General features: G+C 28.2%; 23 protein-coding genes and 1 pseudogene. 20 read left to right on the forward strand and 4 right to left on the reverse strand.

Annotated elements, in window-relative coordinates:
- Positions 1-30: 30 nt before the first annotated feature.
- Genes uppS through TS70_RS01895 form a run of 12 tightly spaced genes read left to right on the forward strand, consistent with a single transcriptional unit; the run spans position 31 to position 16125 of the window.
- Entirely contained in the window at positions 31-726 is a 696-nt protein-coding gene (uppS, locus tag TS70_RS01840) for a polyprenyl diphosphate synthase (protein WP_040094117.1), read from the forward strand.
- Positions 719-1810, forward strand: a complete 1092-nt coding sequence (locus TS70_RS08355) for a phosphatidate cytidylyltransferase (RefSeq protein WP_040094118.1) — start codon at positions 719-721, stop codon at positions 1808-1810. The genes uppS and TS70_RS08355 overlap by 8 nt, the downstream gene beginning before the upstream one ends.
- Positions 1811-1813: 3 nt before the next feature.
- A complete protein-coding gene (dxr, locus tag TS70_RS01850) occupies positions 1814-2962 on the forward strand; it encodes a 1-deoxy-D-xylulose-5-phosphate reductoisomerase (protein WP_308699442.1) in 1149 nt (382 codons plus the stop codon).
- A gap of 36 nt (positions 2963-2998) precedes the next feature.
- Positions 2999-4351: a site-2 protease family protein gene (locus TS70_RS01855; RefSeq protein WP_198049242.1), complete on the forward strand. Its 1353-nt coding sequence runs from the start codon at positions 2999-3001 to the stop codon at positions 4349-4351.
- Positions 4352-4378: 27 nt separating this feature from the next.
- Positions 4379-8737, forward strand: coding sequence for a PolC-type DNA polymerase III (locus TS70_RS01860; RefSeq protein ID WP_198049243.1), 4359 nt, complete (start codon positions 4379-4381; stop codon positions 8735-8737).
- 58 nt (positions 8738-8795) lie between these two features.
- A complete protein-coding gene (era, locus tag TS70_RS01865) occupies positions 8796-9689 on the forward strand; it encodes a GTPase Era (protein ID WP_040094121.1) in 894 nt (297 codons plus the stop codon).
- A 6-nt stretch (positions 9690-9695) separates the two neighbouring features.
- On the forward strand, positions 9696-10439 hold the full coding sequence (gene recO, locus TS70_RS01870) for a DNA repair protein RecO (protein WP_127092724.1): 744 nt from the start codon (positions 9696-9698) through the stop codon (positions 10437-10439).
- Between the two features lie 47 nt (positions 10440-10486).
- The gene (locus TS70_RS01875) at positions 10487-11854 is read left to right on the forward strand and encodes a glycine--tRNA ligase (RefSeq protein ID WP_198049244.1); all 1368 of its coding nucleotides are present in this window, start codon (positions 10487-10489) and stop codon (positions 11852-11854) included.
- A 23-nt stretch (positions 11855-11877) separates the two neighbouring features.
- Entirely contained in the window at positions 11878-13755 is a 1878-nt protein-coding gene (dnaG, locus tag TS70_RS01880) for a DNA primase (protein ID WP_198049245.1), read from the forward strand.
- A gap of 5 nt (positions 13756-13760) precedes the next feature.
- Complete coding sequence (locus TS70_RS01885) at positions 13761-15092, forward strand: sigma-70 family RNA polymerase sigma factor (RefSeq protein WP_198049246.1); 1332 nt, start codon at positions 13761-13763, stop codon at positions 15090-15092.
- An 11-nt stretch (positions 15093-15103) separates the two neighbouring features.
- On the forward strand, positions 15104-15766 hold the full coding sequence (locus TS70_RS01890) for a tRNA (adenine(22)-N(1))-methyltransferase (RefSeq protein WP_040094153.1): 663 nt from the start codon (positions 15104-15106) through the stop codon (positions 15764-15766).
- A complete protein-coding gene (locus TS70_RS01895) occupies positions 15766-16125 on the forward strand; it encodes a Nif3-like dinuclear metal center hexameric protein (protein ID WP_052443540.1) in 360 nt (119 codons plus the stop codon). The genes TS70_RS01890 and TS70_RS01895 overlap by 1 nt, the downstream gene beginning before the upstream one ends.
- Before the next feature lie 120 nt (positions 16126-16245).
- Here the strand turns inward: TS70_RS01895 and TS70_RS01900 are convergent.
- A protein-coding gene (locus TS70_RS01900; protein WP_105628856.1) for an IS5 family transposase occupies positions 16246-17081 on the reverse strand; the annotation gives its coding sequence in 2 pieces (ribosomal slippage) (positions 16246-16685 and positions 16685-17081; 837 coding nt in all).
- 69 nt (positions 17082-17150) lie between these two features.
- On the opposite strand from TS70_RS01900, the gene TS70_RS08360 reads away from it, so the two are divergent.
- Both TS70_RS08360 and TS70_RS01910 read left to right on the forward strand, forming a co-directional pair.
- Positions 17151-17582 (forward strand): Nif3-like dinuclear metal center hexameric protein, encoded by a 432-nt coding sequence (locus tag TS70_RS08360; protein WP_198049247.1) that lies wholly within the window; start codon positions 17151-17153, stop codon positions 17580-17582.
- 141 nt (positions 17583-17723) lie between these two features.
- Positions 17724-19298 (forward strand): hypothetical protein, encoded by a 1575-nt coding sequence (locus tag TS70_RS01910; protein ID WP_232332314.1) that lies wholly within the window; start codon positions 17724-17726, stop codon positions 19296-19298.
- Here the strand turns inward: TS70_RS01910 and ispH are convergent.
- Positions 19284-20165 carry a 4-hydroxy-3-methylbut-2-enyl diphosphate reductase gene (gene ispH / locus TS70_RS01915; RefSeq protein ID WP_127092796.1) on the reverse strand — a complete coding sequence of 294 codons (882 nt, stop codon included), beginning with the start codon at positions 20163-20165 and terminating at the stop codon, positions 19284-19286. The genes TS70_RS01910 and ispH overlap by 15 nt on opposite strands.
- Before the next feature lie 251 nt (positions 20166-20416).
- Between ispH and TS70_RS01920 the strand changes: the two genes are divergently transcribed.
- From TS70_RS01920 to TS70_RS08815, 6 genes and pseudogenes are all read left to right on the forward strand, one after another.
- Positions 20417-20848 (forward strand): hypothetical protein, encoded by a 432-nt coding sequence (locus tag TS70_RS01920; protein ID WP_198049248.1) that lies wholly within the window; start codon positions 20417-20419, stop codon positions 20846-20848.
- Positions 20849-21015: 167 nt separating this feature from the next.
- Positions 21016-21744 (forward strand): hypothetical protein, encoded by a 729-nt coding sequence (locus TS70_RS01925; RefSeq protein WP_198049249.1) that lies wholly within the window; start codon positions 21016-21018, stop codon positions 21742-21744.
- A 76-nt stretch (positions 21745-21820) separates the two neighbouring features.
- Positions 21821-23203, forward strand: coding sequence for a DEAD/DEAH box helicase (locus TS70_RS01930; protein WP_040094029.1), 1383 nt, complete (start codon positions 21821-21823; stop codon positions 23201-23203).
- A 115-nt stretch (positions 23204-23318) separates the two neighbouring features.
- Positions 23319-23543 (forward strand): hypothetical protein, encoded by a 225-nt coding sequence (locus TS70_RS01935; protein WP_198049250.1) that lies wholly within the window; start codon positions 23319-23321, stop codon positions 23541-23543.
- Positions 23530-25638, forward strand: a complete 2109-nt coding sequence (locus TS70_RS01940) for an Mbov_0401 family ICE element transposase-like protein (protein ID WP_198049251.1) — start codon at positions 23530-23532, stop codon at positions 25636-25638. The genes TS70_RS01935 and TS70_RS01940 overlap by 14 nt, the downstream gene beginning before the upstream one ends.
- A gap of 179 nt (positions 25639-25817) precedes the next feature.
- Positions 25818-25931, forward strand: a pseudogene (locus TS70_RS08815) (ABC transporter ATP-binding protein); the annotation flags it as partial.
- Positions 25932-26092: 161 nt separating this feature from the next.
- On the opposite strand, the gene TS70_RS01945 reads toward TS70_RS08815, so the two are convergent.
- Positions 26093-26491: a transposase family protein gene (locus TS70_RS01945; protein WP_242441474.1), complete on the reverse strand. Its 399-nt coding sequence runs from the start codon at positions 26489-26491 to the stop codon at positions 26093-26095.
- On the reverse strand, positions 26476-26791 hold a 316-nt coding region (locus TS70_RS01950), incomplete at its 5' end, for a transposase family protein (protein ID WP_198049252.1). The genes TS70_RS01945 and TS70_RS01950, both read right to left, overlap by 16 nt.

Below are 26791 nucleotides of genomic sequence, written 5' to 3' on the forward strand. Positions count from 1 at the left end.
AAATAAGACAAGAAAGAAGGAACAAAGAATATGAATGTGCCACAACATATTGCAATTATTTTAGATGGAAATGGTCGTTGAGCAACAAAACAAGGTTTAAAGCGAACAGCTGGCCATGAAGAAGGAGCAAAACGAATTAAAGAAGTTGCTTTAAAAGCAAATATGTTAGGAGTTAAATATTTAACACTTTATTGTTTTTCAACAGAAAATTGAAAGCGTAGTAAAAGTGAGGTTGCGTATTTAATGGAAATGCCAGGGCGGTTATTAAATAATAAAGAAGTAAATAATTTTAAAAATGAAAATATTGTTTTAAACCATATTGGTCGTAAAACCAAAATGCCAGCAAAAACGTTAGCAGCAATTAATGAAGCTATTAATCAGACAAAGCATAATAGCGGTTTAGTATTAACCTTTGCCTTTGATTATGGGGCGGTTGAAGAAATTGTTACTGCTATTAACGAAATGTTAACAGCACAATTATCTGAAATTGATGAAAAAACTTTGTTTAATTATTTATATACCAAAGATTTACCAGCTGTTGATTTAATGATTCGCTGTGGTGGTGAACAACGCTTAAGTAATTTTTTACTATTACAAAATCGTTATGCTGAATTATATTTTACTGATAAATTTTGATCAGAATTTGATGAAAATGCTTTGTTAACAGCAATATTAGATTATAATAATAGAAATAGAAGATTTGGAGGGGTAAAAAGTGATGAATAATAAGCAAGATAATGTTCTTGTTGATGAAACAAACGTACCGTTGGATAAAAATGGTAATAATATTACCGAAACAAGCAAAACGGAACAAAAAAAAGGAATGTTTCAAAAAAAATATGTTGCACGCCATATTACCTTTTATGTTTTATTAATTTTTTTGGTATTATATTTATTTACTGGTGCAATTGCTACAGAATGACAAGGCAAAGTTGCTCATATTGAAGTTGCCAATTATGTTTTTATTAGTATTAACGCTGTGATTTTGGGATTAGTTAACTACGAAATTCTGCGGTTAGTAGGGGGAACAAAGTGACCAATTTATACCCAAGTTATTACTTACTTATTTATGCTGTTTTTATTTTTATTTCCAGTTGAATCTGTTACGGACAATTATGGTGGGATTGGGGCCATTAATTATCCGTTTTATACTTTATTAAATTGAAATTGATTAAAACCATGAATTATTTTTGTCATTTATTTATGTGCAATTTTAGTATATTATTGTTTAGTTTTTAGTTCAAAAGAAATTACTTTTGGTAAAATGACGTTAGTTTTAATTTTTACATTATATTTAATTTTTGCTTTTAAAGCAATGAATAAATTTATGTTAAATCCTAATTATGGTTGAAGTAGCGTTGTTTGATTAGTGTTAATTATTATTTTAACTGATACTTTTGCCTTTGTGGGTGGGGTTAGTTATGGAAAACACAAACTAGCACCAAATGTTTCGCCAAACAAAACTTGAGAAGGGGCTGCAACAGGAACAATTATGGCGGCTGGAATTGCGATTGCCTATGCTGTTTTAATGTTTAATTTTGGAAATGAAAAAAATTGAGTTTTTAATTTCTTTTCAAATGATAATGCCAAAAATGTAATGCGTTATGTTATTTATGTTTTATTAGCTTTTATGTTAAGTATTCTATCACAATTAGGTGATTTATCATTTTCATGAATTAAACGGCGTTATGATATTAAAGATTTTAGTAATTTATTACCTGGTCATGGTGGTGTTCTTGATCGTTTGGATTCATTTTCATTAGTCTTTTTTATAATGTTTATTATTTCAAATGTGGCATTACAACGTTAATTAATGATGCGAGAACTTATTATTTTTGGGGCTTCAGGAAGTATTGGCCAACAAGCCTTACAAATTATAAAAACTAATCCAAATGATTTTACCTTAAGAGTAGTTAGTGTTTATCACAATGTTGCTGTTCTTGATAAAATGCTAGAAACATTTCCAACAATCACGATGGTTCATGTTGCTAATGCAACAGAACAAACAGTTTTTGCTGTTAAGTATCCAACAATTACTTTTGTTATAGGAGAAGCAGGTTTTGACCAAATCTTAACAACCTTTCGAACAGCAATGGTTCTTAATGCCATTGGGGGGTTTGCTGGGTTATACCCAACTTTACAAACATTAGAAGGATATAATCGCACCTTATTATTGGCAAATAAAGAATCATTAGTTTTAGCGGGCGATTTAATTAATAAATTATTGGAAGAACATCAAAACCAATTGTTTCCAATTGATTCTGAACATTGTGCGATTTTTCAATGTTTAGAACAAAAGAATCCAGTGCAAGAAATTATTTTAACTGCTTCGGGAGGAATGTTTGCGGAAAAAACATTAACGGAATTAACAATGATTGATGAAAGCCAAGCGTTGTGTCATCCGAATTGGCAAATGGGTCAAAACATTACAATTGATTCTTCAACAATGGTTAATAAAGCTTTTGAAATTATTGAAGTATATCATTTATTTAAAACAAAAAACATTACCGTTGTGATACACCCTCAATCAATCTTACATTCGGCTGTGCAATATGAAGATTATTCAATTCTAGCGCAATTATCACTGCCATCAATGATTCAAGTTTTAAATTATTTTTTTTATTATCCGCTACGGAAAAAAAATAATTTATTAAAACCACTGGATTTTAACGATCTAATTACTTTGACATTTCAAAAAGCAGATTTATCACGGTGAAAAGCTTTAACATTGGCTTATCGTTGTTTAAATAAAAATAATGCTTTGGCTGTTGCTTTTCATACTGCAAATGAACAGTTGCGGTTGTTATTTTTAGCTGGAAAAATTAAATTTTATCAAATTGTTGATTATATTGAATTTTTTATGGATAAAATTAAGCCACAAAAACTATCTAATTATCAACAAATAAAACAATTAAATGATACTATTAAAAGAGAAATTATTAATTATTTTTCCAAAAAATAATGTTATGAAAAGGTACAGTTAGGAGTTAGTCAGTAAATGTCGGCGGGAATGATAGTTTTAGGATTTGTAATTGGAATTATAATTTTATTAATGCTAGTTACAGTTCATGAATTTGCTCATTTTGTTATTGCAAAATTATCAGGAGCATATGTTTATGAATTTGCAATTGGATTTGGTCCAAAGATTTTTTCTTGAGGGAAAAAAGAAACGCGTTATTCAATTCGAATTTTTCCTTTTGGTGGCTATGTGTATATTGCTAGTGAATTAGTTGATGCTCCGAAAGGGCGTGAAGAAGAGGAAGTTCCAAAAGAACGAAAAATGGAAAACATTGCGAAATGAAAACGGTTAATTTTTATTGTGGCGGGAGCTTTAATGAATTTTTTTATTGCTGTTTTCATTTTTACAACAACTTTTGCCGCTTTAAATCTCAAACCATCAGATATGACATATTGGGGGGCAAAATATGATGTTGGAGGAGCAGCATATAATGCGTTATCAACAAGAAAAGTTCCGATTAGCCAGGATATTGTTATTTTAAATTATTGATTAGGTCCAGACCAAGCTACTCTTAAAGTGGCCCATAAAAATTATTATCGTGATGGTAAAGATGATGAAGGATATAATAAAACACATAAGATTTTAGTTAGTCATATTGGAACTGTTCATAATATTCCAAATTATCAAACAACGGTTTATAATTTTATTAATAATTTAAAAAAACAATATGATCAAAGTGATGCCCAACAACGTACCAATTTTATTACGTTAGATTTTGTTTGGGTAAATAATAAAAAAGAAGTGACAACTGGTCAAAACAATCATTTGTTTCAAACTGAACCAGCTGAATTAAAAATAACGGGTAATACTTATACGGTTGGAATTCGGGCACCTGATCGTCAGTTTGTTTCAACAGCACAGGCTTATGGCTATGGTTGACGTGAAACGTTTACTGAATCAGTGACAATTTTAAAGTCATTTGGGTTATTATTTACTGGTCAATGAGGGCAGTTATCAGGACCAGTTGGTATTGCTAAAACAGTTTCTTCAATTTTAACGGAAGGACCAGCATTATTTTTTATGTATGTTGCAATGTTATCAGCAAACTTATTTGTTTTAAATTTAATTCCAATTCCACCATTGGATGGATACAAATTCTTAGAAACCCTAGTTGAAGGAATTGTTGGTGGGGGAAAACGGCTTAAAGGGCGTTTTCAAATTTGAAAACATCGTCACAATCCAGAACAGCAAAAGTTATTATTAGAAGAATATCAAACAAAAGAACAAAATTGACAACTCCCACATAAGGCAAAGATTATTATTAATGTCACGGGGGCAGTACTCTTTATTTTATTATTTATTGGAATAACAATTAAAGATGTCTTTTTTTAGAAATGAAGAATAGATGAGGGATGGCAAATGGATCAACAATTGATAAAACTATTTACAACTAATAATTTAGAATTTACGGATAATTATTTTGCTGATGCAAAAATCATTAAAAGTGAGTATAGTACAAGCGAGTCGTTTTTTCGTGTTATTATTGAAATCAATGATTTCTTACCAACTGATGTCTTATTAAAATTAGAAACAACTTTATTAGCAAATGCAACGTTGCCAACAAAAGTTTCATTTCGCGTACGAAATGAAAATTATCAATTAGAAACAATTTTTTCTTATTTAGAATATATTCGTTTTAATAAATCAGAATTAAAAAATAGTTTTTTTAGTAAATTACCACCATCTCGGTTTACTTTAGCAGATAATATTTTAAAAATTATTGTTCATTCCGATAGTGAAAAAAAACTTGTTAGTGAACATTATCATTATTATGAAAACAAATTATGTCGTTATGGTTTTAATAATTTACGATTAGATTTAATTGTTGATTTACAAGAAAATAATATTTTAGAGCTTAATGAGCAAGAATTGATAAAATACCAAGAAAATCAACAAAAAAATGAAAGTTTAACATTAAAACCAGCAATTTCAACAAAACAATTGCGAAATGGGACTAGTAATTATGTTAAAGGGAAAATCGGGCAAGTAAGTTATGAACGAATCACTGATATTGACCAAGATGCTCCTAATATAACAATTTATGGAAAAATTGTTAATAAAGATCGCCAATTCATTTCAACTAAAAAATTTATTTATACAATCACAGTAACTGATTATAGTGATACTATTGCTGGGAAGTTTTTTACGCGAACTGAACAAGCAGATGATTTTTTTGAAGAATTAAAAATTGATGAATGAGTTAGTATTTTTGGGGACATTCGTTATGATACTTATGCTAATGAACAAATGCTTTTTATTAAAAAAATTGCCCGTTTAGATCGCGAAGACTTATATCGGGAAGACAATGCTGCTGAAAAGCGCGTTGAATTACATTTACATACTAAAATGAGTACAATGGATGGGGTGATTGATCTTCCAGCGCTTTTTAAAACCTTACAACATTGGGATCATTCGGCAATTGCTTTTACTGATCATTTAAATGTGCAAGCGTATCCTGAAATTTATAATCTTAATAAGAAATATCCAAATATTAAAGTTATTTATGGAGTCGAAGCAGATGTACTTGATGACAAAGTTTGGTACGTTAAAAATCCTCATCATTATGATTTACGGACAGCAAAATATGTTATTTTTGACTTAGAGACAACTGGTCTAAGTAGTAGTTATGATGAGATTATTGAGTTTGGAGCAGTTATTATGGATGGGATTAGTGGGGAACGTAAAATTATTAACCACTTATTTAAACCAACAATTAAGTTATCTTCTTTTATAACAGAGCTAACAGGAATTACGGATGAATTATTGGCGGATAAACCAACTTTTACGGAATCAATTGACCAAATTTTAGAGTATTTTAAAGATGCGATTTTAATTGCCCATAATGCTGAATTTGACTTAGGTTTTATTCAATCATGGTTAGAAAAAGCCGGACGTTCTAAGATCAATAATACTGTTATTGATACTTTACAAATCTCAAGGATTTTAGAACCACATTTAAAAAACTATCGTTTGGGAACAATTGCTCGGTGCTATAATGTTATTTATAATGAAGAAGTAGCGCACCGTGGGGATTATGATGCTATTGTTTTAACCGATGTTTATGAACATCAATTACGAAAAATGATTAATGTTTATGGGGTTGAATTTGATGATGATATTGATCAAATTCATGATGCTGCTGTTTATAAAAAGCTCCGTCCAAAACATATGACAATTCTTACTAAAAATCAACTGGGATTATTGGATTTATTTAAATTAATTACCGCCGCACATACAACTTATTTCTATTCGTCACCAAAATTATTACGTAGTGTAATTAATGAACATCGTGCTAATTTATTAATTGGTTCATCATGTGTTAATGGTGATGTTTTTGAAGTAGCTCGGAATAAAGATCTTAGTGAGTTAACCGAAGTGATTAGTTTTTATGATTATATTGAAATTCAACCACCAAGTGTTTATAAACATTTAGTTCAAATGGGTGATTTATCAGAAGAACGATTATTAACAGTTATTAAGGACATTATTTATACCGCGAAAAAATTAAATAAACCAGTTGTTGCCACAGGTGATGTTCATTATCTTAATCCAGAAGATAAAATTTTTCGTGAGGTTTATATTAATGCAAAAGGAATTGGGGGGCGACCACATCCATTGTATGATTATAAACAACGGGTAACTGATTATCCGGACCAATTTTTACGAACAACACCTGAAATGTTAAATGAATTTAAATTTTTAAATGATGACGAATTAATTCAAGAAATTGTTGTTACAAATCCAAGTCTTATTGCCAATCAAATTGAAAAAGTTGAAATTATTAAAGATAAATTATATACTCCCAAAATTGATGGTAGTGATGAACTTTTAGAAGCGTTGTGTTATCAGAATGCTTATAAGATTTATGGTAATCCATTATCCGAAATTGTGGCAAAACGATTAGAACGAGAATTAAGTGCGATTATTAAGCATGGTTTTGCTGTTATTTATTGAATTGCCCATAAATTAGTTGACAAGTCATTACAAGATGGTTATTTAGTTGGTTCACGAGGAAGTGTTGGAAGTAGTTTTGTTGCCACGATGAGTAATATTACAGAAGTTAATCCATTACAACCACATTATTTGTGTTCAAATTGTACTTATAGCGAGTTCATTGTTGATGGGTCTGTAAAATGTGGTTATGATTTGCCACCACGTAATTGCCCAAAATGTCAACATCCATTAAAAGGTGATGGTCATGATATTCCTTTTGAAACATTCTTAGGATTTGAAGCAGACAAAGTTCCGGACATTGATTTAAACTTTTCGGGTGAATATCAACCAAATGCCCATGATTTTACGAAAGAAATGTTTGGAGAGCGAAATGTTTATCGTGCCGGAACAATTTCAACGGTGGCAGAAAAGACTGCTTATGGATATGTGAAGGGTTATTTTGAAAATAAGAATACCTTACATTTAAAACGACGTGCTGAATTAGAACGAATTGCAAAAGGCTGTGAAGGTGTGAAACGAACAACGGGACAACACCCGGGAGGGATTGTTGTTATCCCAAAAGAATATCAAGTCGAAGAATTTACGCCGGTTAATTTTCCTGCTGATGATATTAAGTCAAATTGATTAACAACACACTTTGATTTCCATGCGATTCATGATAATGTTTTAAAATTAGATATTTTAGCACATGTTGATCCGACCGCTTTACGAATGTTAGAGGATTTAACGGGAATTGACCCAAAAACAATTCCAACTAATGATGAAAAAGTGTTAAGTCTTTTTCGTAGTTTAGATGTTTTAAACATTAAACCAGACGATATTAATGGTGAGAAAACGGGGGCTATTGGGATTCCAGAGTTTGGAACTTTTTTTGTTCGGAAAATGTTATTAGATACTAAACCAACATCTTTTGCTGATTTAGTCCAAATTTCAGGGTTATCACATGGAACTGATGTTTGAATTGGGAATGCCCAAGATTTAATTCGAAACCAGAATATTCGAATTTCTGATGTTATTGGGTGTCGTGATGATATTATGGTTAATTTAATTTATAAGGGCTTACCAGCACAAAGTGCTTTTAAAATTATGGAAGATGTCCGAAAAGGAAAGGGCTTAACCCCAGAACATGAACAATTAATGCGTGAAAATAATGTTGAACAATGATACATTGATTCATGTAATAAGATTAAATATATGTTTCCAAAAGCGCATGCGACAGCGTATGTTTTAATGGCATGACGCGTGGCATGATTTAAAATAAATTATCCAGTTGAATATTACGCAACATTCTTTTCAACGAGAACTGATGTTTTTGATATTAAAACAATTTTAAAAGGAGCAGAAACAATTAAACAAGTTTTACGTGATATTCAAGTTCGTTTAGATAATAAGGATTTTAATGCGCCAAATAAACCATCACAAAAAGAAAAGGATTTAATACCGGTTTATGAAATTGCTTTAGAAATGTATGCCCGCGGGATTAAAATGAGTAATATTGATTTAAAAACAAGTATGAATAAAAATTTTACCGTTGTTGAAAATGATAATCATGAAAAAATTATTCTACCACCATTTTCAGCGATTGATGGTTTGGGAGGCGCTGTTGGTGATAGCATTATTAATGCTCGGAAAGAAAAACCATTTTTATCAATTGCTGATTTACAAAAACGAACAAATATTACAAAAGCACATTTAGAGTCTTTTGAAGAACTTGGAATTTTAAAAGGCTTATCATTAGATGATCAAATTGCATTTGAATTTTAAAATAATGAGCTTTTATCTTATTTTCCTTTATAATTAAGTTAATTACGAGGTGATAAAAATGACAATTAAATCAGGGTTTGTGGCAATTATTGGCCGTCCAAATGTTGGAAAGTCAACATTATTAAACACAATTTTAAATAATAAAGTAGCAATTGTTACCGCCAAAGCCCAAACAACGCGTAATCGAATTCAAGGAATTTATAATGACAATGAAGCGCAAATTGTGTTTATGGATACGCCAGGAATTCATAAAGCACATCATGAAATGGGTAAATTTATGAATAAAGTTGCTTTATCAACAACAAAAGCAGCTGATGTTATTTTATTTTTAGCGCCTGTAAATGAACATATTGGTGATAATGATCGTTATATTATTAAAGCACTCCAAGAACGAGGTGTTCCAATTGTTTTAGTTGTTACTAAGATTGATTTAGTTTCAAAAGGGGAATTAATGGTTAAAATTGCTGAATGAGAAAAAGTTCATAATTTTACTGCTGTAATCCCAATTTCAGCATTAAAACACGAAAATGTTCCGCAGTTATTAACATTATTAAAAGATCATCTAACAGAAGGACCACAATATTATCCTGATGATATGTTAACTGACCAACCAGAAAAGTTCTTAATTCGTGAAATTATTCGCGAAAAAATTTTACTTTTAACAGAAGATGAAATTCCACATAGTGTGGCAATTTTAATTGACAAGATTGAAGAACAACCAACATTATTAAAAATTATGGCTTCAATTTGTGTTGAGCGCGATTCACAAAAAGGCATTGTGATTGGTAAAAATGGACGGTTAATCAAAGAAATTGGGACGCAAGCTCGTTTAGAGTTAGAACAAATTTTAGGAACAAAAATATTTTTAGAGTTATTTGTTAAAGTGGTTGAAAAATGACGTGATAAACCATCAATGATTGCTCGTTTAGGATATAACAAAGAAAGTTATTAAGCAATAATGACAACAAAAGTTACTGGAATTGTTATTAATAAGCAAAGTTACGATGATGACAGTGAAATTATAACGGTTTTTACCAAAGAATTAGGTAAGTTAGCTTTTTTTGCTCCGGGTGTTCGAAAAATTACTTCGAAAAATCAATATGCGGTGCAATGGTTAGCAACTAGTGCATTTGAAATATTTTTATCATATCAAGCAAATAAATTAAGTAAGTTAAAAACAGGAAATTTGTTAATAACACGAATTAAATTAACACAAAATTATGATGATTATTTACTAGGGACATTGCTTTGTGAAATTACCGAACAAGCTGTTGAAGAACGTTCTGCTGATTTAAAACTATATGATTTATTAGCAACAGCATTAGATAATTTAGTTGCTTGAGAAGATAACTTAAGTGTTGTGATTGTTTTCATGTTACAAGTTTTAAAATGGTATGGATTACAATGAAATCTAACGATGTGTAAACGTTGTGGGGGAAAACATAATATTAAAACAATTAGTTTTATTGAAGAAGGATATATTTGTAAAAATTGTTATTTACCAACAGATTATCTTTTTTCAATTGAATTAGTAAAAATGTTTAGTACAACGTCATTAGATAATTTTTATTTTCATAACAAAATTAATGTTAAAGAAATGATTATTTTATTTAAAATGCTATGTGAGTATTATTTAATGAAAGTTGGGATTTTTTCTTATAGTATTTATGAAATGCAGAAAAAATCAATTTATTTTAAATAATAACATAGTATAATTGAGGGTAGAGAAATAAAAAGGAGTTATATTTAATGCAATATACATTAGAAGAAGTTGTTAATCATTTAAAAGCACAAGGCTTTGTTTTTCAAGGAAGTGAAATTTATGGGGGTTTAGCAAATAGTTGAGATTTTGGTCCATTAGGTGTTGAATTAGAACGAAATTTAAAAAGTTTATGATGGCAACATTTTATTACAAAATCGAAATATAATGTTGGTCTTGATAGTGCAATTTTAATGAACAATAATGTGTGAAAGGCTTCGGGTCATTTAGGGAATTTTGCTGATCCATTATTAGATTGTAGAAAATGTAAAACCCGTATGCGAGCAGATAAACTAATTGAAGATAATTATCCTGACCTTAATTGTGGGGGATGAAGTAATGAACAATTAAAAACATTTATTGAAGAAAAGAATTTGGTGTGCCCAAATTGTGGAGCGTATGATTTTACTGATATTCGTCAGTTTGAATTAATGTTTAAGACGAATCAGGGTGTGTTAGAAGATGAAAAATCAATTGTTTATTTACGACCAGAAACAGCACAAGGAATTTTTGTTAATTTTAAAAATGTTCAACGTTCATTGCGAAAAAAATTGCCATTTGGAATTGGCCAAATTGGAAAGTCATTTCGAAATGAAATTACACCGGGAAATTTTATTTTTCGAACACGTGAATTTGAACAAATGGAGTTAGAATTTTTTTATGATCCAAATGAAGAAACAGATTGATTTGAATATTGAGTTAAAGAAGTTACTAAATTTTTAAATTTGATTAATTTAAATCCTAAGAATTATCTTTTTTGTAACCATGAAGCCAATGAATTAGCCCATTATGCTAAACACACAATTGATGTTGAATATAAGTTTCCATTTGGAACAGGTGAATTATGAGGGATTGCTGATCGTGGTGATTTTGATTTGCGTCAACATAGCATAACGAGTAAACAAGATTTAAGTTATTTAAACCAAGAAACAAACGAAAAAATTTTACCCCATGTTATTGAACCATCAGTTGGGGTTGGGCGTTTAATGTTAGCAATCTTATATGATGCTTATCATGTTGAACAAGTTGGTGATAATGATTCACGAATTGTTTTAAAATTAAGTCCGTTGTTAGCACCATATCAACTTGCTGTTATTCCATTAAGTAAACAATTAAATGAAGTAGCTTATCAATTGTATGAAAAATTATTAAATCAATTCCAATGTACCTATGATGAAACGGGAAACATTGGAAAACGTTATCGTCGCCAAGATGCAATTGGAACACCATTTTGTGTTACTTTTGACTTTGAATCATTAGAAGACCAAAAGGTTACTGTTCGTAATCGTGATACAATGGTGCAAGAACGAATTGCTATTGCTAATTTAGAAGAGCATTTTCAAGCATTATTAAAATAAATAATTAAAAGGAGGAGGAAGGTATGGCATTAATTAGTAATGAAAAGATTGATTTAATTCGGTCAAAAGTAAATATTGTTACAGTAATGTCAGAGTATTTATCGTTGGAAAAACGGGGACGAAATTATTGAGCTGTTTGTCCTTTCCATCAAGATTCACATCCTTCAATGAGCATTTCACCAGAAAAACAAATTTATCGTTGTTTTGCTTGTTCAGCTGGTGGCAATGTTTTTACTTTTTTACAAGAATATGAAAATATTAGTTTTATTGAAGCTTTAAAAAAAGTTGCAGGAATGACTAATATTTCCTTAGATGAGTTAACAACTTATCAAGAAAAAGCAAAATATGATGAAACTGATAAATTAATTTTTGAAATTAATGCTTTAGCACAAGCTTATTTTAGCAATAACTTAGCAACAAAAAAGGCTCATGCGGCAAAAGAATATTTAGCAACAAGAAAAATTGATGAACAAGCGATTGAGTTATTTAATATTGGTTATGCTGAAAGTGGTTTTGATCATTTATATCATTTTTTAATTAAAAAAGGCTATAGCATTAATGATATTCAACAAACCGGATTAATTACGATTAAAAATGAGAAAGTTTATGATTATTTTAATAATCGAGTTATGTTTCCAATTAAAAATGAGGATAGTTATATTATTGGATTTTCGGGGCGTGTGATTGGGCAAGATGACAACGTTGCGAAGTATTTAAATACCCCAGAAACAAAAGTCTTTAAAAAAGAACAATTAATGTATAATATTCAACGAGCAAAACCATTTATTCGCCAACAAAATAATTTAATTTTGTTAGAAGGATATATGGATGTTATTAGTTTAGATAAATTAGATCTTAAAAATACCGTTGCATTAATGGGGACAAATTTAAGTGATTATCATATTAAGGAAATTAAGAAGTTAACAGGTGAATGCTTAGTCTTTTTAGATGGTGATCAAGCAGGAATTAATGCTAGTTTAAAAGTTGCAGCAAAATTATTAGTTAATAATTTAAAAGTAAAAATTGTTTTAAACGAAACACAGCAAGACCCCGATGAATTGGTCAATAGTGGTCAGGGAGAATTAATTCAGACAATGTTAACCCATGCAATGCATCCAATTAATTTTGCACTGGATTATTTTAAAAATAAATTTAATTTAGAAGAAGCAAATGAATTAGAAGAATTTATCAATGTTGTTGGAACTTTAATTAAAGCAAGCCCCAATCCCTTAGAACAAGAACTAGCAATTAATAATTTGGTAAGAATTACGGGAATTTCAAGTGAAACAATTCAAACAAAAATTACCCAAATTAAAGTGTATTATAAACCAATTACAAATGCTTCAACATTAGACTCACCTTCACCAGTTGTTGTCCCCGAAGTTGCAAAGGCCGCACAAAAGTCAACATCCGAAATTGTTAAAGATTCTAAGGCCATTAAAAAAACAAAATATAAAATTAAAAGTTTAAAACGTTATATGTTAGCAGAGCAAAACATGTTATTACAATTACTTGTGTCGCGAAAGGCCGTTGATTTTTATCAGACAAAAATCGTATATTTGAATTTTAATAGTTATCGACTGCTAGCAAATGATATAATTATGTATTATAATAGACATTTAGGGGCAGAAAATGTTAATATTAATATGTTATGTGAAGAAATAAATGATCCGGATTTAAAGAAGATGTTAATGGACATTATTGATAAATCAACGATTAAAATTAAATATAATAAGAAAGAATTAGAAGACTATGCGCTGCTAATTGATGATTTTGCCAATGAAAAAGAGATTGCAATGCTATGAAATAAACTAGAAAAAGCAAATAATCTGATTGAACAACAAACCATTTCAATGGAAATTGATAAGATGAACCAACGTTTAAAGTTTAAAAAGGGGTAGAGAGAATGGGATTATCAAAAAAAGACATCAGAGAAATAAAAACTTTTGATGAATTTAAAGATTATATTAATAAATTTTTAGAAGAAAATAACAATGAAATTGAACAAGAAAAATTAATTACTTTAATTAATGATCATTTTGAAATTGATGATAATGATGTTGACGAGTACTTTGAAGAATTAGTTGCTAATGGGGTTGAATTTAGCGATGTAAATTTAGAAGAAGTCGAAGAAGTCGAAGAAGTAATTAAACCAGGAAAAAAACAAAGTGAGGATAAGTTGCGCTACAAAGTTGGCGGAATTTCAAATGAAACTAAAATTCAAGATATTATTAAAGCATACTTTAATGTTTTAGGAACAAGTAAAATTCTTACCCGTGAAGAAGAAATTAAATATGCTAAAATGCTGGAGGCAACAGATCCCGAAGAAAAACGTTATGGACGTGAAAAGTTGATTACTTCAAACTTAAAGTTAGTTGTATCGGTTGCTCGTAAGCATTTAAACCGGGGGTTAGATTTTTCTGATTTAATTGAAGAAGGAAATATTGGTTTAATGAAAGCGGTTGATAAATTTGACTATACACGTGGATTTAAGTTTTCAACATATGCAACATGATGAATTCGACAAGCAATTACACGAGCAATTGCTGATCAGGCACGAACAATTCGAATTCCAGTGCATATGGTTGAAACAATTAATAAATTAACAAGAATTGAGCGTCAGTTAACGCAAGAATTAGGTCGTGAACCAAGTTTTAATGAGATTGCTGAAAGAATGGGGCAGGGAATGACTGGTGAAAAAGTGCGTGAAATTAAGCGCTTATCAATTGAACCAGTTTCATTAGAAAAGCCAATTGGAGATGAAGATGACACTCATTTTGGTGACTTTGTTGATGACAAAGATATTTTTACTCCTGATGAATATGCTGAGAAAGAATCATTACGAGAAGTAATTGATGAAGTTTTTCATGAGATTTTATCAGCACGTGAAGAGAAAGTAATTAGAATGAGATTTGGAATTTTACCAACAAAATTAAGAACTGTTTTAAGATTGGCAAAGGAATGTGAAGATGAAACTTTTCCAGAATTGGTGCAAACAGTAAAAGCGTTAGATATTCATTATGACACACCAATTGAAAAGGTTCAAAGTCGAAAAAATAAACTAATTGATAAACATTTGTCGAAATACGATTCGCCAAAAACCTTAGAAGAAGTGGGAAAAGAGTTTAAGGTTACTCGTGAGCGTATTCGTCAAATTGAGGCAAAAACAATTCGTAAATTTAAACCAAACCAAGCTAATTCAAAAGCAAAAGTATTAAAAGACTTTTTTAAAGGATAGGTGTTTAAACCATGGATAGATTATCAGAACGCTTATTATTAATTGCAAAGCAAGTTAATGATAAAGACGTTATTTGTGATATTGGAACTGATCATGCAATGATTCCAATTTATTTGGCAAAAGGAAATTTAATTACCAAAGCCTATGCTTGTGACATTGCAGAAAAACCATTAGCACAAGCAAAAAAAAATATTGCTAAATATCAAGTTGGTGAAATTATTACCCCAATTTTAGCAAATGGTTTGCATGGACTTGCCAATATTAAAATTGATTCATGTATTATTTCGGGATTAGGTAGTGCTAGTATCCTTGAAATTTTACAAAATGATTCAGATTTAATTGATCGTTATATTTTGTGTTCAAATGATGACCCAACTATTTTACGACAATGAGTTAAAGCAAAAAAATATTTTATTGAAAAAGAACTTTTAATTAAAGAAAATGAAATTATTTATGAAATTATTGTTATTAATAAAGTTGCTGGGCAAAAAGTTAAAAACAAAAGAGACATTCTGTTCGGGCCAGTATTGCGAAAAGAACAAACTAAACTTTTTCAAGAAAAATGATTATTAAAAAACGATTATTATCAAACATTATTAAATAAAATTCCAGTCAAAACAAAACGTTATCAAGAAATTAGAGCAAAATTAAAAATGATAAATAAGGTGATTTAATGTTAATTAAAAAATTATATCAAGAAATTGAAACTAATTTTCCGTTAAAAACAACAGCGAAGTGAGATTATAGCGGTTTTCAATGGGAATTTAAACATAATGAAATAACGCAAGTTTTTGTTAGTTTAGATTTAACAACAGAAGTGATTGATGAAGCCATTGCCCAAAAAGCAAATGTGATTATTACGCATCATCCGTTTTGTTTTAATAAGAAAAAAGTATGAGCACAAATTAAGTATAAACAAGAAATTTTAAAACGGTTAAAAGAACATCAAATTTCGGTTTATGCGGTTCATACTAACTATGATGGTTTAATAGACTTCTTGCATTACTTGTTAAAAAATTGCAAATATTTGTAAAAAAGATACTAATAGAAAAATATAATTTTAATTAATTATGTTTTTTATTTAAAAATTTAATATTTTTCCACAACGAAAAATTAATTTATTATTTAAATTATTTAATTTTAAATAAATATTTTATGTTAAATATAATAATTGTAAATTATAAATTGAGGCAATTAAATTAAATCTTAAACCAAATCTTTTTCTTCGATTACGATATTTTTCTGTAATAATTTTAAATTTTTTAAGAATAGCAAAAATATTTTCAATAATAATTCTCATTTTTGAAACTAGTCTATTATATTGCTTTTGTTCTTTGTTTAAAGGGTTTTTCTTTGTTTTCTTTGTAGGTATTAGAACATTATTGTGATTTTTTTGTATTCCTTGATAACCACTATCAACTATTAATTTGGTATTTTTTAAAATTGGGATTTTTGATTCTTTAAATAAAGCATAATCATGTTTTTTTCCGAGCGAAAAACTTGTTGCAATAATTTTTTTGGTTTCTTGTTCGATAATTACTTGTGTTTTGATCGTGTGTTTTTTCTTTTTACCAGAATAAGATTGTTTTTGTCTTTTTTTGGGCGTTGGATTGGAGTTTCGGTAGCATCAATAATAATAGTTTTATCATTAAAATAATCATTTATTAGTGCTTTTTTACCAGCAAGTTGTTGAAAATCAGAGTTTTTAATTAAAATATCTTCAATTCACTTAATATTACGATAACAATTAGCCTCACTAATATCAAAACTTTTACCAAGATGAAAATAAGTCTGATATTCTCGTCAATATAATAAAGTCATCAATAATCTATTTTCTAATGATAATTTATTAGTTTTACCACCTTTTTTAAATTTTTCTATTTCAGCAACTTTTAAAATATCTAACATTTTATTAAAAGTGGATTTTTTTATTCCTGTTAATCTTAACCATTCTCTATCATTAAGAGTATTAAATTTATTATTGTTCATATTTTTATGTCCTCATAAATTATATTTTATAATAATATTTTAATAAAAAAGGGTATCGCAAGAAGTCTAATGAATGAATTAATTTTGCAAGAACTAGATGCGCAAAAAATTATTTCATTTGCAAAAGATTCTTTTACTAAAATTGGTTATGTGACATTAACTGTTGATGAAGTTATTACAAAGTTGAAAACAATTTTTAACATTGCAGTAGTGCAACATAATTTAACAAATTATCACCAACCAATAACAACAATTGCTTTAGCTGCTGGTGCTGGTGGGGATGTTATTGCTAAATTAGATAATGAAGTTGATCTTTTTATTACTGGAGAAGTAAAATGAGACCAGTGAGTGTTAGCAAATGAGAAGCAACTTTCCGTTGTTTGTTTTAACCACTATATGGAAGACTTTTTTAGTCCTGCTTTTGCGGGTTATTTAAAACGGAAATTTCCAACTTTGCCAGTTACTGTTTATCATATTAAAAATATTATTAACTATCGTTAGTAATATTTTTTAATTTTCCAAAATATTGAAACATTTGGCAAGTTTTAGCGATATTTTAGGTTAGAATTAATGTGGCAATTTTAAAAAAGGAGATGTCTATTAAATATAAAAAAACTATTAGCATTGCTAGGAATTTCTGCTTTGACAACAACAAGTGTTAGTACAATTGTTGGATGTCAACATTTGCAATTAGCAGAAGAAGACCCAAATATTGGAGCTGCGAAAGATGCAGAGATTTTAAACAAAATTTCACAACGTGCTTCAAATGCTTTTTTAGATTATATTCGCGCTAAAAACATTATTGATAGTACGGAATATCAAAACCAATTTAGTAATTTATACACAATGGTCGATAAAAACAACCAAAAGGTTCCATTGTCTCCAACCGATGAAAACGTTAAACCAGCTTTATCAATTCTAATGGCTGGTTTTATGGCAAGTTTTAATAACATTAATAATGCAATTATTAGTGATTATTCAAATTATTATTTAAAAACACCCCCATTAGAGATAGTTCCTAATAGCTCAACATATAGTTTGAGTTTTATTGATGTTAACCAATTAGCAGCTATTTCTGATCCAGCGATTGAAGATGTGCATACTGTACGCATTGATTTTAATTTTAAATTTGAAGTTAATTTTAAAACATTAACATCATCTTCTGAGTATTCAATGCAATATATTATTACTGATAATCCAATTGTAATGAAAAAAGTTTTAACGGGAGTTATTAGTAAAATTTCAAAAGTAATTGTTGATTTCTTTAATAAAGAAGGAACATTTCAAATTGACAAGAATAATGATTTTAAATCAATTTATGATGATTTTAATGTTAATTATACAACTAATTTTACGGACTTAGATAATATTATTTTTACAAAATTAAAAAAAGTTCTGACAGATGATGCGACTTTAAAAGATTTTGTTGATAATATTAAATATAATTCAGCAATTCCATTATTAACTTTATTAACTAGTGCAATTAATGATAAAACAAATGGCGAAGCTGTTGTCAGAGCAGATACAGCGACGTATAATTGAACTGGTGAAGGTTATCAACCAGAGCAAATTACCCCAGAACATTTTGTTCAATTTTATCGTTCATTTGTTAATGTTTTTAATACTGGTCATAATAATTTAAACTTAGCAACTTTTAATATTGATTTAGGAAAAATAATTGTTGCTGGTTTACCATTATCAGGCGCTATTATTAGTGGTGACCATCCGTTAAAAGTCCAAGTTGAAATTACAGAGGAAGGTTTAACAAATAAATTAACCCAATTTGGAAATTTAATAGCTGTTTTTTTTAAATATTTTCAAATTGAATCAAATAAAAATTCAGCGGTGCTTCATCTTAACGATACAACGTTTGCTAAAATTTTAGCTTTATCACAGTATGATTATATAAAGATTTTACACATTTTATCTAATGATTTTAAAGCATCGGATGAAGCAAAGGATTTACCAGGTTTGAATATTTTTTCTTTAGGAGATTTAAGTCAAAATCATAATTTAGAATTGAATGCTGCTAAAACTCGTTTTACTTTAGGGCGATATTGGATTTGAAATTTTGATTTTCATTTTGTAACAAATAATGCAATTTTTATACTGGTTGAACTTCATGAAATTTTGAACTTCAGTTTGAGAAATTTAATATATAATTTTAAGATAATAAAAATAAAGCGAAATTCGCTTTATTTTTTAGATGTTTTCTAAAAAACGAATTACTTCTAATTGAATAATACTTGGTGTTGAAGCACCAGCAGTAACAGCAACAGCGCTTTTGTTTGTTAATCAATCACGGTTAATATCATTTTTATCATTAATACGATATGATTTAATGCCAATTTGTTCTCCCATTTCAACTAATTTTAAAGTGTTACTACTGCGTTCATCACCAACCACTAATAAAAGATCAATATTGGTTGGATCTAAACTTAAAACTGCATTTTGGCGCTCCAATGTCGCGTTACATAAATCATTTTTAAAAGTAATTTCATTCGGAACTAACCTTTTAATTTTTTCAACAATTGCTTCAATATCAATTTTTGATAAGGTGGTTTGGTTAGTAATTAAGATTTTTTTATTTGGATCAAGGTCAAGCAGAATTGCATCAACTTCTTCTTCGGTTGTGACAAGTTTAATGGTGGGACTAATTGCTAACATTGCATTTGTTTCTGGATGAAAGTGTTTTCCGATAAAGATAATTTGATAATCGTCTTTTTGTAAATATTCTTTAATTAAATCTTTCGTTACTGTCACTCATTCACATTCGGTATCAACAAGCGTAATGTTTTTCACTGCCGCAATATCTTTAATTCGATCATCACTGCCATGAGCACTTAAAATGACAACAGCATTATCTGGTAGTGTTTTAATTAATTCTAAGCGGTTGAGTTTAAAGTCATTAACGGGGATGACACCTAAGTTAACAATTTCTTCAATAACATGGCGGTTATGGACTAAGTAACCTAACATATAAATTTCCCGTCCGGCATACTTTACTGCCGCTTCTTTTGCTCATTTAATTGATTTAACAACACCAAGGCAGTATCCGCGTGGTGTTACTTTGACAACTTTCATTTTTTCACCATCCATTTTATCTATCTATATGATAACACAACTAAAAAATGTTAGTCTCATCATTTTAAAATAATCTGTTAAAGGTATTTATTAATTAACTTAAATTTGATATAATTATATAGTCTATTTTAAGGTAAAGAGTATGATTTTCCTTAAAATATTACATTTATCTTAAAATAGTAATACTTTAGGATAAAAATAATTTAATTAAATATATAGCGCTAAAAGCATTATATGAAAGGAGATTGAGTATGACAACTTCAAAAACTGTGAAAACTACTAGCAAGGCATCAACGCCTAAAAAGCCTGTATTAAAAAATGGTGTGGAAGAAAAATGAATATTTATTAAAGAACAAGCAGTAGTAGATTCAACTCCAGCGATGAAAAGATCAATCGATCGTTCAGTTGGAGATGTTTATACTAAAACTGCTGCAGATTATCGTGCCAAAGATGGTTCGGCAATTACAACCGCAATTACTGCAGAAAGATTAATTGCAGAGAGATTAGGAAAATCAACAGCACAGCGAAAAGCAATTGAAGCAAAAAATCATAAAGTGGCAAATGAAAAATTAGAAGCAATTGGAAATGGGAATCCCGCAAAAAAAGCAGCAGCAAAAAGCAAGGGTGCTAAAAAAACAAGTGCAAAAAAAACAACAGGGGGAAAAATGGCATTAAAAAAATAAGAGAAAATAAAGAGAGATAGGAACAATAACTAGTTTTACTAGTTATTGTTTTATTTAAAGTTTTTATTAATATTTTTACTGTTTTATTAAAAAATAGAAAAATAAAATTAAGAATTTTAGATAATTAGGACTATAATAAACTTAAATAAGGGGAAAGAGGTTGAATTATGAAAACATTTGCAAAATGAAGTATTGCTTTAATTTGAACTATTGTTTTACTTATTTTAGTTCTAGCATTAGCTTTTTTAGCTGTTCATTATAATGGTTATTATTGAGAAGGGAAAGAACTACCTATTAATATTAATGATATTAAATCATTTGATGGGAATGGTTATCAATTAATTACTGAATTAGGTCTTGGGGAAGTAATGCGATTAGCATCAAGTGGGACTTTTACTTGAGGGTATTCTAATTATGTTACTGTTAATGGTCAAGCGATAGACTTAATGGAATGATTAAAACAACCAGGAAGTGTTGTAAATGGTATTATTCAGTGACCAGCAGATTATGAACTTGAAATTGGAACAAATTTTGCAACAGTAACGGGAAGTATTGTTGTTGTCTTATTAGTTGCCATCCCAGTTTTAAGTCTTGTTGGTTTTTATGTAACTGCAAAAATGACTAAAGCAATGACTCGCCCTTATTCACTTGAATATTTAGATGTTCGAAAAAATCTTAAAAAAACAAAAACTCATGCTAAAAAAGCATTAACAAAAATGGGGAAAGCTGTTAAAAAAGGAAAAGAACAAGCAACCACGTTAGCGAAAACAAAAGAATATTGAACTAATTCATTAGATCAAGCGCAAGCTGCTTTTAATAAAGAAAAAGAACTTTTTAAAACCAAATATAATAAAAAACCTCCAGCCAAAAAATTAAATATTGCTGTTGGAAAATAGCAGATTAAATAATGAAATTAGCAATAATTTCATTTTTTATTTATGTTATAATTTTGATATTAAGAGGGTGCTGACAATGAGTAATTTTAATAAACTAGGTTTAAAACGCTTTTTAAATTTAGGGTTAGAACAATTAAATTTTACAGAACCAACAATGGTCCAAGAAAAAGTTATTCCATTGTTATTAAAACATCAAAATGTTATTTGTAAAGCCCATACGGGGACGGGTAAAACTTTTGCTTTTTGTTTACCAATTTTAAATAATTTAAATTATGACCAACCAAGCATTCAAGCAATCATTGTGACACCAACGCGGGAGTTAGCAAAACAAATTTATGATAACATTCGTTTTTTTAAAACGTTTCAACCAGCATTACAAGTTAATTGTTTTGTTGGTGGAGAAGATATTAACCGCCAAGTAGAACAGTTAACGCGAAGTCAACCACACATTATGGTTGTGACACCAACACGGTTAAAGGATTTGTTTGATCAGCAAAGTTTAAAATTAGGAAAGTTAACAACATTTATTGTTGATGAATGTGATATGATTTTTAATTTAGGTTTTATTGAAAATGTTGATTATTTGTTAAGCAAGGTTAATTCTAATGTTCAAGTTTCTGTTTTTTCAGCAACAATTCCAGAAGAACTAAAACCATTTTTAATTAAATATTTAAATAATCCGCATTACTTAGATTTAAATGCAAATCAAACAACAAACCAAAATATTACGCATATTTTAATTCCAACGAAGCACCAAGAACGAAGCACTGTTTTATTAAAACTTTTGAATACGTTTGATCCCTATTTATGTTTAATTTTTGTTAATAAAAAAGAAGAAATTAATAAATATTATGATTTATTATTAGAACATAATTATTCGGTAACTCAATTGCATGCTGGGTTAGAACCACGTTTGCGAACTCAAATTGTAAAACGAATTCGGAATTTAGAATATAAATATATTATTGCAAGTGATATTGCTGCGCGTGGAATTGATTTTGTTGGCGTAAGCCATGTTATTTCAATCGACTTACCAACTGACCTCGAATATTATATTCATCGTAGTGGTCGAACCGGACGGGCGAATTATACTGGTTATAGTTATACTTTGTATGATACAAAAAATTTAACGCTAGTTCAACAACTAATTGCAAAGGGAATTACTTTCAAGTATCAAAAATGAAATCAGCAGAACGAATTAGTCGATGTTGATTTAGCAATTAGTAAACCAAAAAAACAAAATTCAGAACAAGTCAATAATGAAATTAACAAAATTATTCATCGTTATAAAACAAAAGAGAATAATAAAAAGGTTAAACCTGGTTATAAAAAGAAACGAAAAGAAGAGATTGCTGCGTTAAAAAAACAAATTCGTCGTGATCATATAAAAGCATCAATTAAAAAAATTAAAAAAGAAAAAGCAAAAGAACGGGGAATGAAATTATTTGATAAAGAATAACAAAGCAAGATTGAAAAATTTAATATAAAAAAGAAACAAAAACCTTTTTTTATTATAATTATTCTATAATTTCTAAAATTAGAAATTATTTATAAAAACAAATAGGAGGAAAAATATGACTCATAATGAGGCAACAAAAACAACAAGCATTAAGAAAAAAACAGATCTAAATAAAAAAATTAGTTCATTTTTTTCAATAAAAATGTTTCGTTATACTTTAATTAAAATGTTAAAATCACCATCAACATATGTTATGTTTGTGTTGGCATTTGTTGTAGGATTAATTATTACTATTTCAATGTCGACAACAATGATGGATAATCCTAGTGGTGAAATATAGTGAGACAGCAAAATCAGTATTTAGTATTTATTCATGAATTTGATATATGTTGTATTTTGGTTTAACATCAATGTTTATTGGATTTAAAGCTGTACAATTAGTGCGTGATGAAATTGATGATGGAACATTATTAATTTTTTCATCAATTCCAATTTTACGAACAAGAATGATTATTGAAAAATGATTAGCACTACAATTTTTGTGTTTAGTATATTCAGTAATAATTTTATTAGTACCACCTTTAATTTCATTAGGAATGGGTCCAAAAGGAGCGGCACTAGGAAAAGTAATTTTAAGTAAAATTAATTTTATGATTTTAACAAGTTTTATTTTACAATTATTTTTGACAACAATTGGAATTTTAATCTCATTAGGATTAAATTCAAAAGGAGTTATTGGAATCTTATTTACAGTTGGTTTTTTAACTGTAATTGGGGCGATGATTCCCTTCATTTATAATTCAACAAAATTTTCTGATAAGTCTTCAGCATATTTAATGCAAACAACGGACTTAACAAAAAGTCCCGTCAAGTTTAATAATTCTGAACTTATTAAAACATATCATAATATCCTTGACCCTGTTGGATGGCCAGCTTGAAGTTATTATAATAACAAACTTCAACTTAATATTAATTCTAGTTTAGATGCTAATACAGCTGGTTCATTTAATGTTACTAGTTTAGTTAATAATATTGATACTGCAATTCAAAATGCTTTAACAGCAAATCCGGGGGCAACAGAAATTAATTGAGAACAGTTTGTAGCAGAAGTCAAGAAAGATTCAACTAGTTATCCAAAATTAGCAAAATTAATTAACAATAATGTTTTAGAATTTGATGGTTATAATCCAAAACCATTTACTGAAATGGAAAGAGGAAATAATAAAGTTAAATTTTCTAATAATACGGATAAAGGAATTAATATTTTAGGACAATTTTATCAAGAATTAGCTTCTGGAACACCATTGATTGTTTCATCAGCAAAACCTTCATCAACAAAACTTAATTTAAATAAAATAGATGAAAGTAAATTAACAAGTAATACTTCAAAACAAATTTATAAAATTATGAAAACAATGTATGATAAAGGGGTATTTTTACCAACAATTATTGGTTATGATTATAATTCATATCGTTCTAATTCATATAGTGATCTTCTTGGACCAAATGTTATTACAAATTTTATTGTTGCAGGATTATCAAACGATAGTCACAAACATTTTCGTGATTTTTGTAGTATACCACATACTTTGTATATTCAAATTGATGGAACTTATTTAAAAATGTGAAATGAAAAGAAAACAGAAAAGAAAAAAATAAAAAAACACAGTATTTTTTCAACTGTTCATACTGGTTTTGATGATGAAAAATCAACTGAAAAAAGACCAGTAATTGCAAATAAATTAGGTGTTATAGAATTAGATAATATACCAGAATATATTAAAAAAGATGGTAAATTAACTAATTTTGTTAATAAATTACTTATATTAATTACAAGTTATTATGATATTAGTGATAATATTGAAATTATGGTTTTAGGAGATGGTGCACCTTGAATTAAAAATATTGCAAAATTTATTCAAGAATATTTTCCTAAAAATAAGGTGCATTACACAATAGACAAATTTCACCTTACAAAAAGATTTAAAGATTTATTTCCATTTCAACATAAAAATAAATTAAATAAAAAAGCATACAATGATGCTATTAGTTATTTTTATGATGGTAAATATGAAGAATTATTAAATTGCTTAGAAAGTGCTACATCTTTTATAAGAGAAACAAAAATAAAATTATTAAAAGAGACAATTAGATTAATTAAAAATAATGAAGATGGTGTTAAAAATCAGTCATTATCAAATAATATTGGTTGTCATATTGAGGGTGATATATCGCATTACTGTAAGGGTGTTTTGGTTAAAAAAGCAACTTATCATGAAAAAACTCTTAAAAATAAATTAAATACTAGTATGAGTAATTTTAAAAATAAAATTAATTTATTTAATACTAATGAACCATTAGAAGAAAATAGAATTAATTATTCAGTTAATAATTTTGTAAATAATAATTTACAAACAAACTTATATGTTTATTAAAATTATTTAATTTATTAGATAAAATTAATAAACATGTATTTTTGTCGTGGAAAAATTTAAAAAAAATAGAAAAATATATTGACAATAAAATTAAAAGTAATACAATCTAAATAAGTAAGTGGTATTTTTATTCCACAATTTCTGAGATACATATAAAACCCCAAAATAATACATACAACCAGAAAAAAGTCTTATTAGCGCAAGCGTTAATTGCTGATCCAAAAGTATTAATTTTAGATGAACCTGCTGCTAATTTAGATCCAACAGCACGTCAAGAATTATTTAATAGACTTCTTGCANNNNTTACTTGTTAAAAAATTGCAAATATTTGTAAAAAAGATACTAATAGAAAAATATAATTTTAATTAATTATGTTTTTTATTTAAAAATTTAATATTTTTCCACAACGAAAAATTAATTTATTATTTAAATTATTTAATTTTAAATAAATATTTTATGTTAAATATAATAATTGTAAATTATAAATTGAGGCAATTAAATTAAATCTTAAACCAAATCTTTTTCTTCGATTACGATATTTTTCTGTAATAATTTTAAATTTTTTAAGAATAGCAAAAATATTTTCAATAATAATTCTCATTTTTGAAACTAGTCTATTATATTGCTTTTGTTCTTTGTTTAAAGGGTTTTTCTTTGTTTTCTTTGTAGGTATTAGAACATTATTGTGATTTTTTTGTATTCCTTGATAACCACTATCAACTATTAATTTGGTATTTTTTAAAATTGGGATTTTTGATTCTTTAAATAAAGCATAATCATGTTTTTTTCCGAGCGAAAAACTTGTTGCAATAATTTTTTTGGTTTCTTGTTCGATAATTACTTGTGTTTTGATCGTGTGTTTTTTCTTTTTACCAGAATAAGATTGTTTTTGTCTTTTTTTGGGCGTTGGATTGGAGTTTCGGTAGCATCAATAATAATAGTTTTATCATTAAAATAATCATTTATTAGTGCTTTTTTACCAGCAAGTTGTTGAAAATCAGAGTTTTTAATTAAAATATCTTCAATTCACTTAATATTACGATAACAATTAGCCTCACTAATATCAAAACTTTTACCAAGATGAAAATAAGTCTGATATTCTCGTCAATATAATAAAGTCATCAATAATCTATTTTCTAATGATAATTTATTA

It is taken from the genome of Spiroplasma sp. hyd1 (assembly GCF_016082235.1).
In the GTDB taxonomy this organism is placed as follows: Bacteria; Bacillota_I; Bacilli_A; order Mycoplasmatales; family Mycoplasmataceae; genus Spiroplasma; species Spiroplasma poulsonii.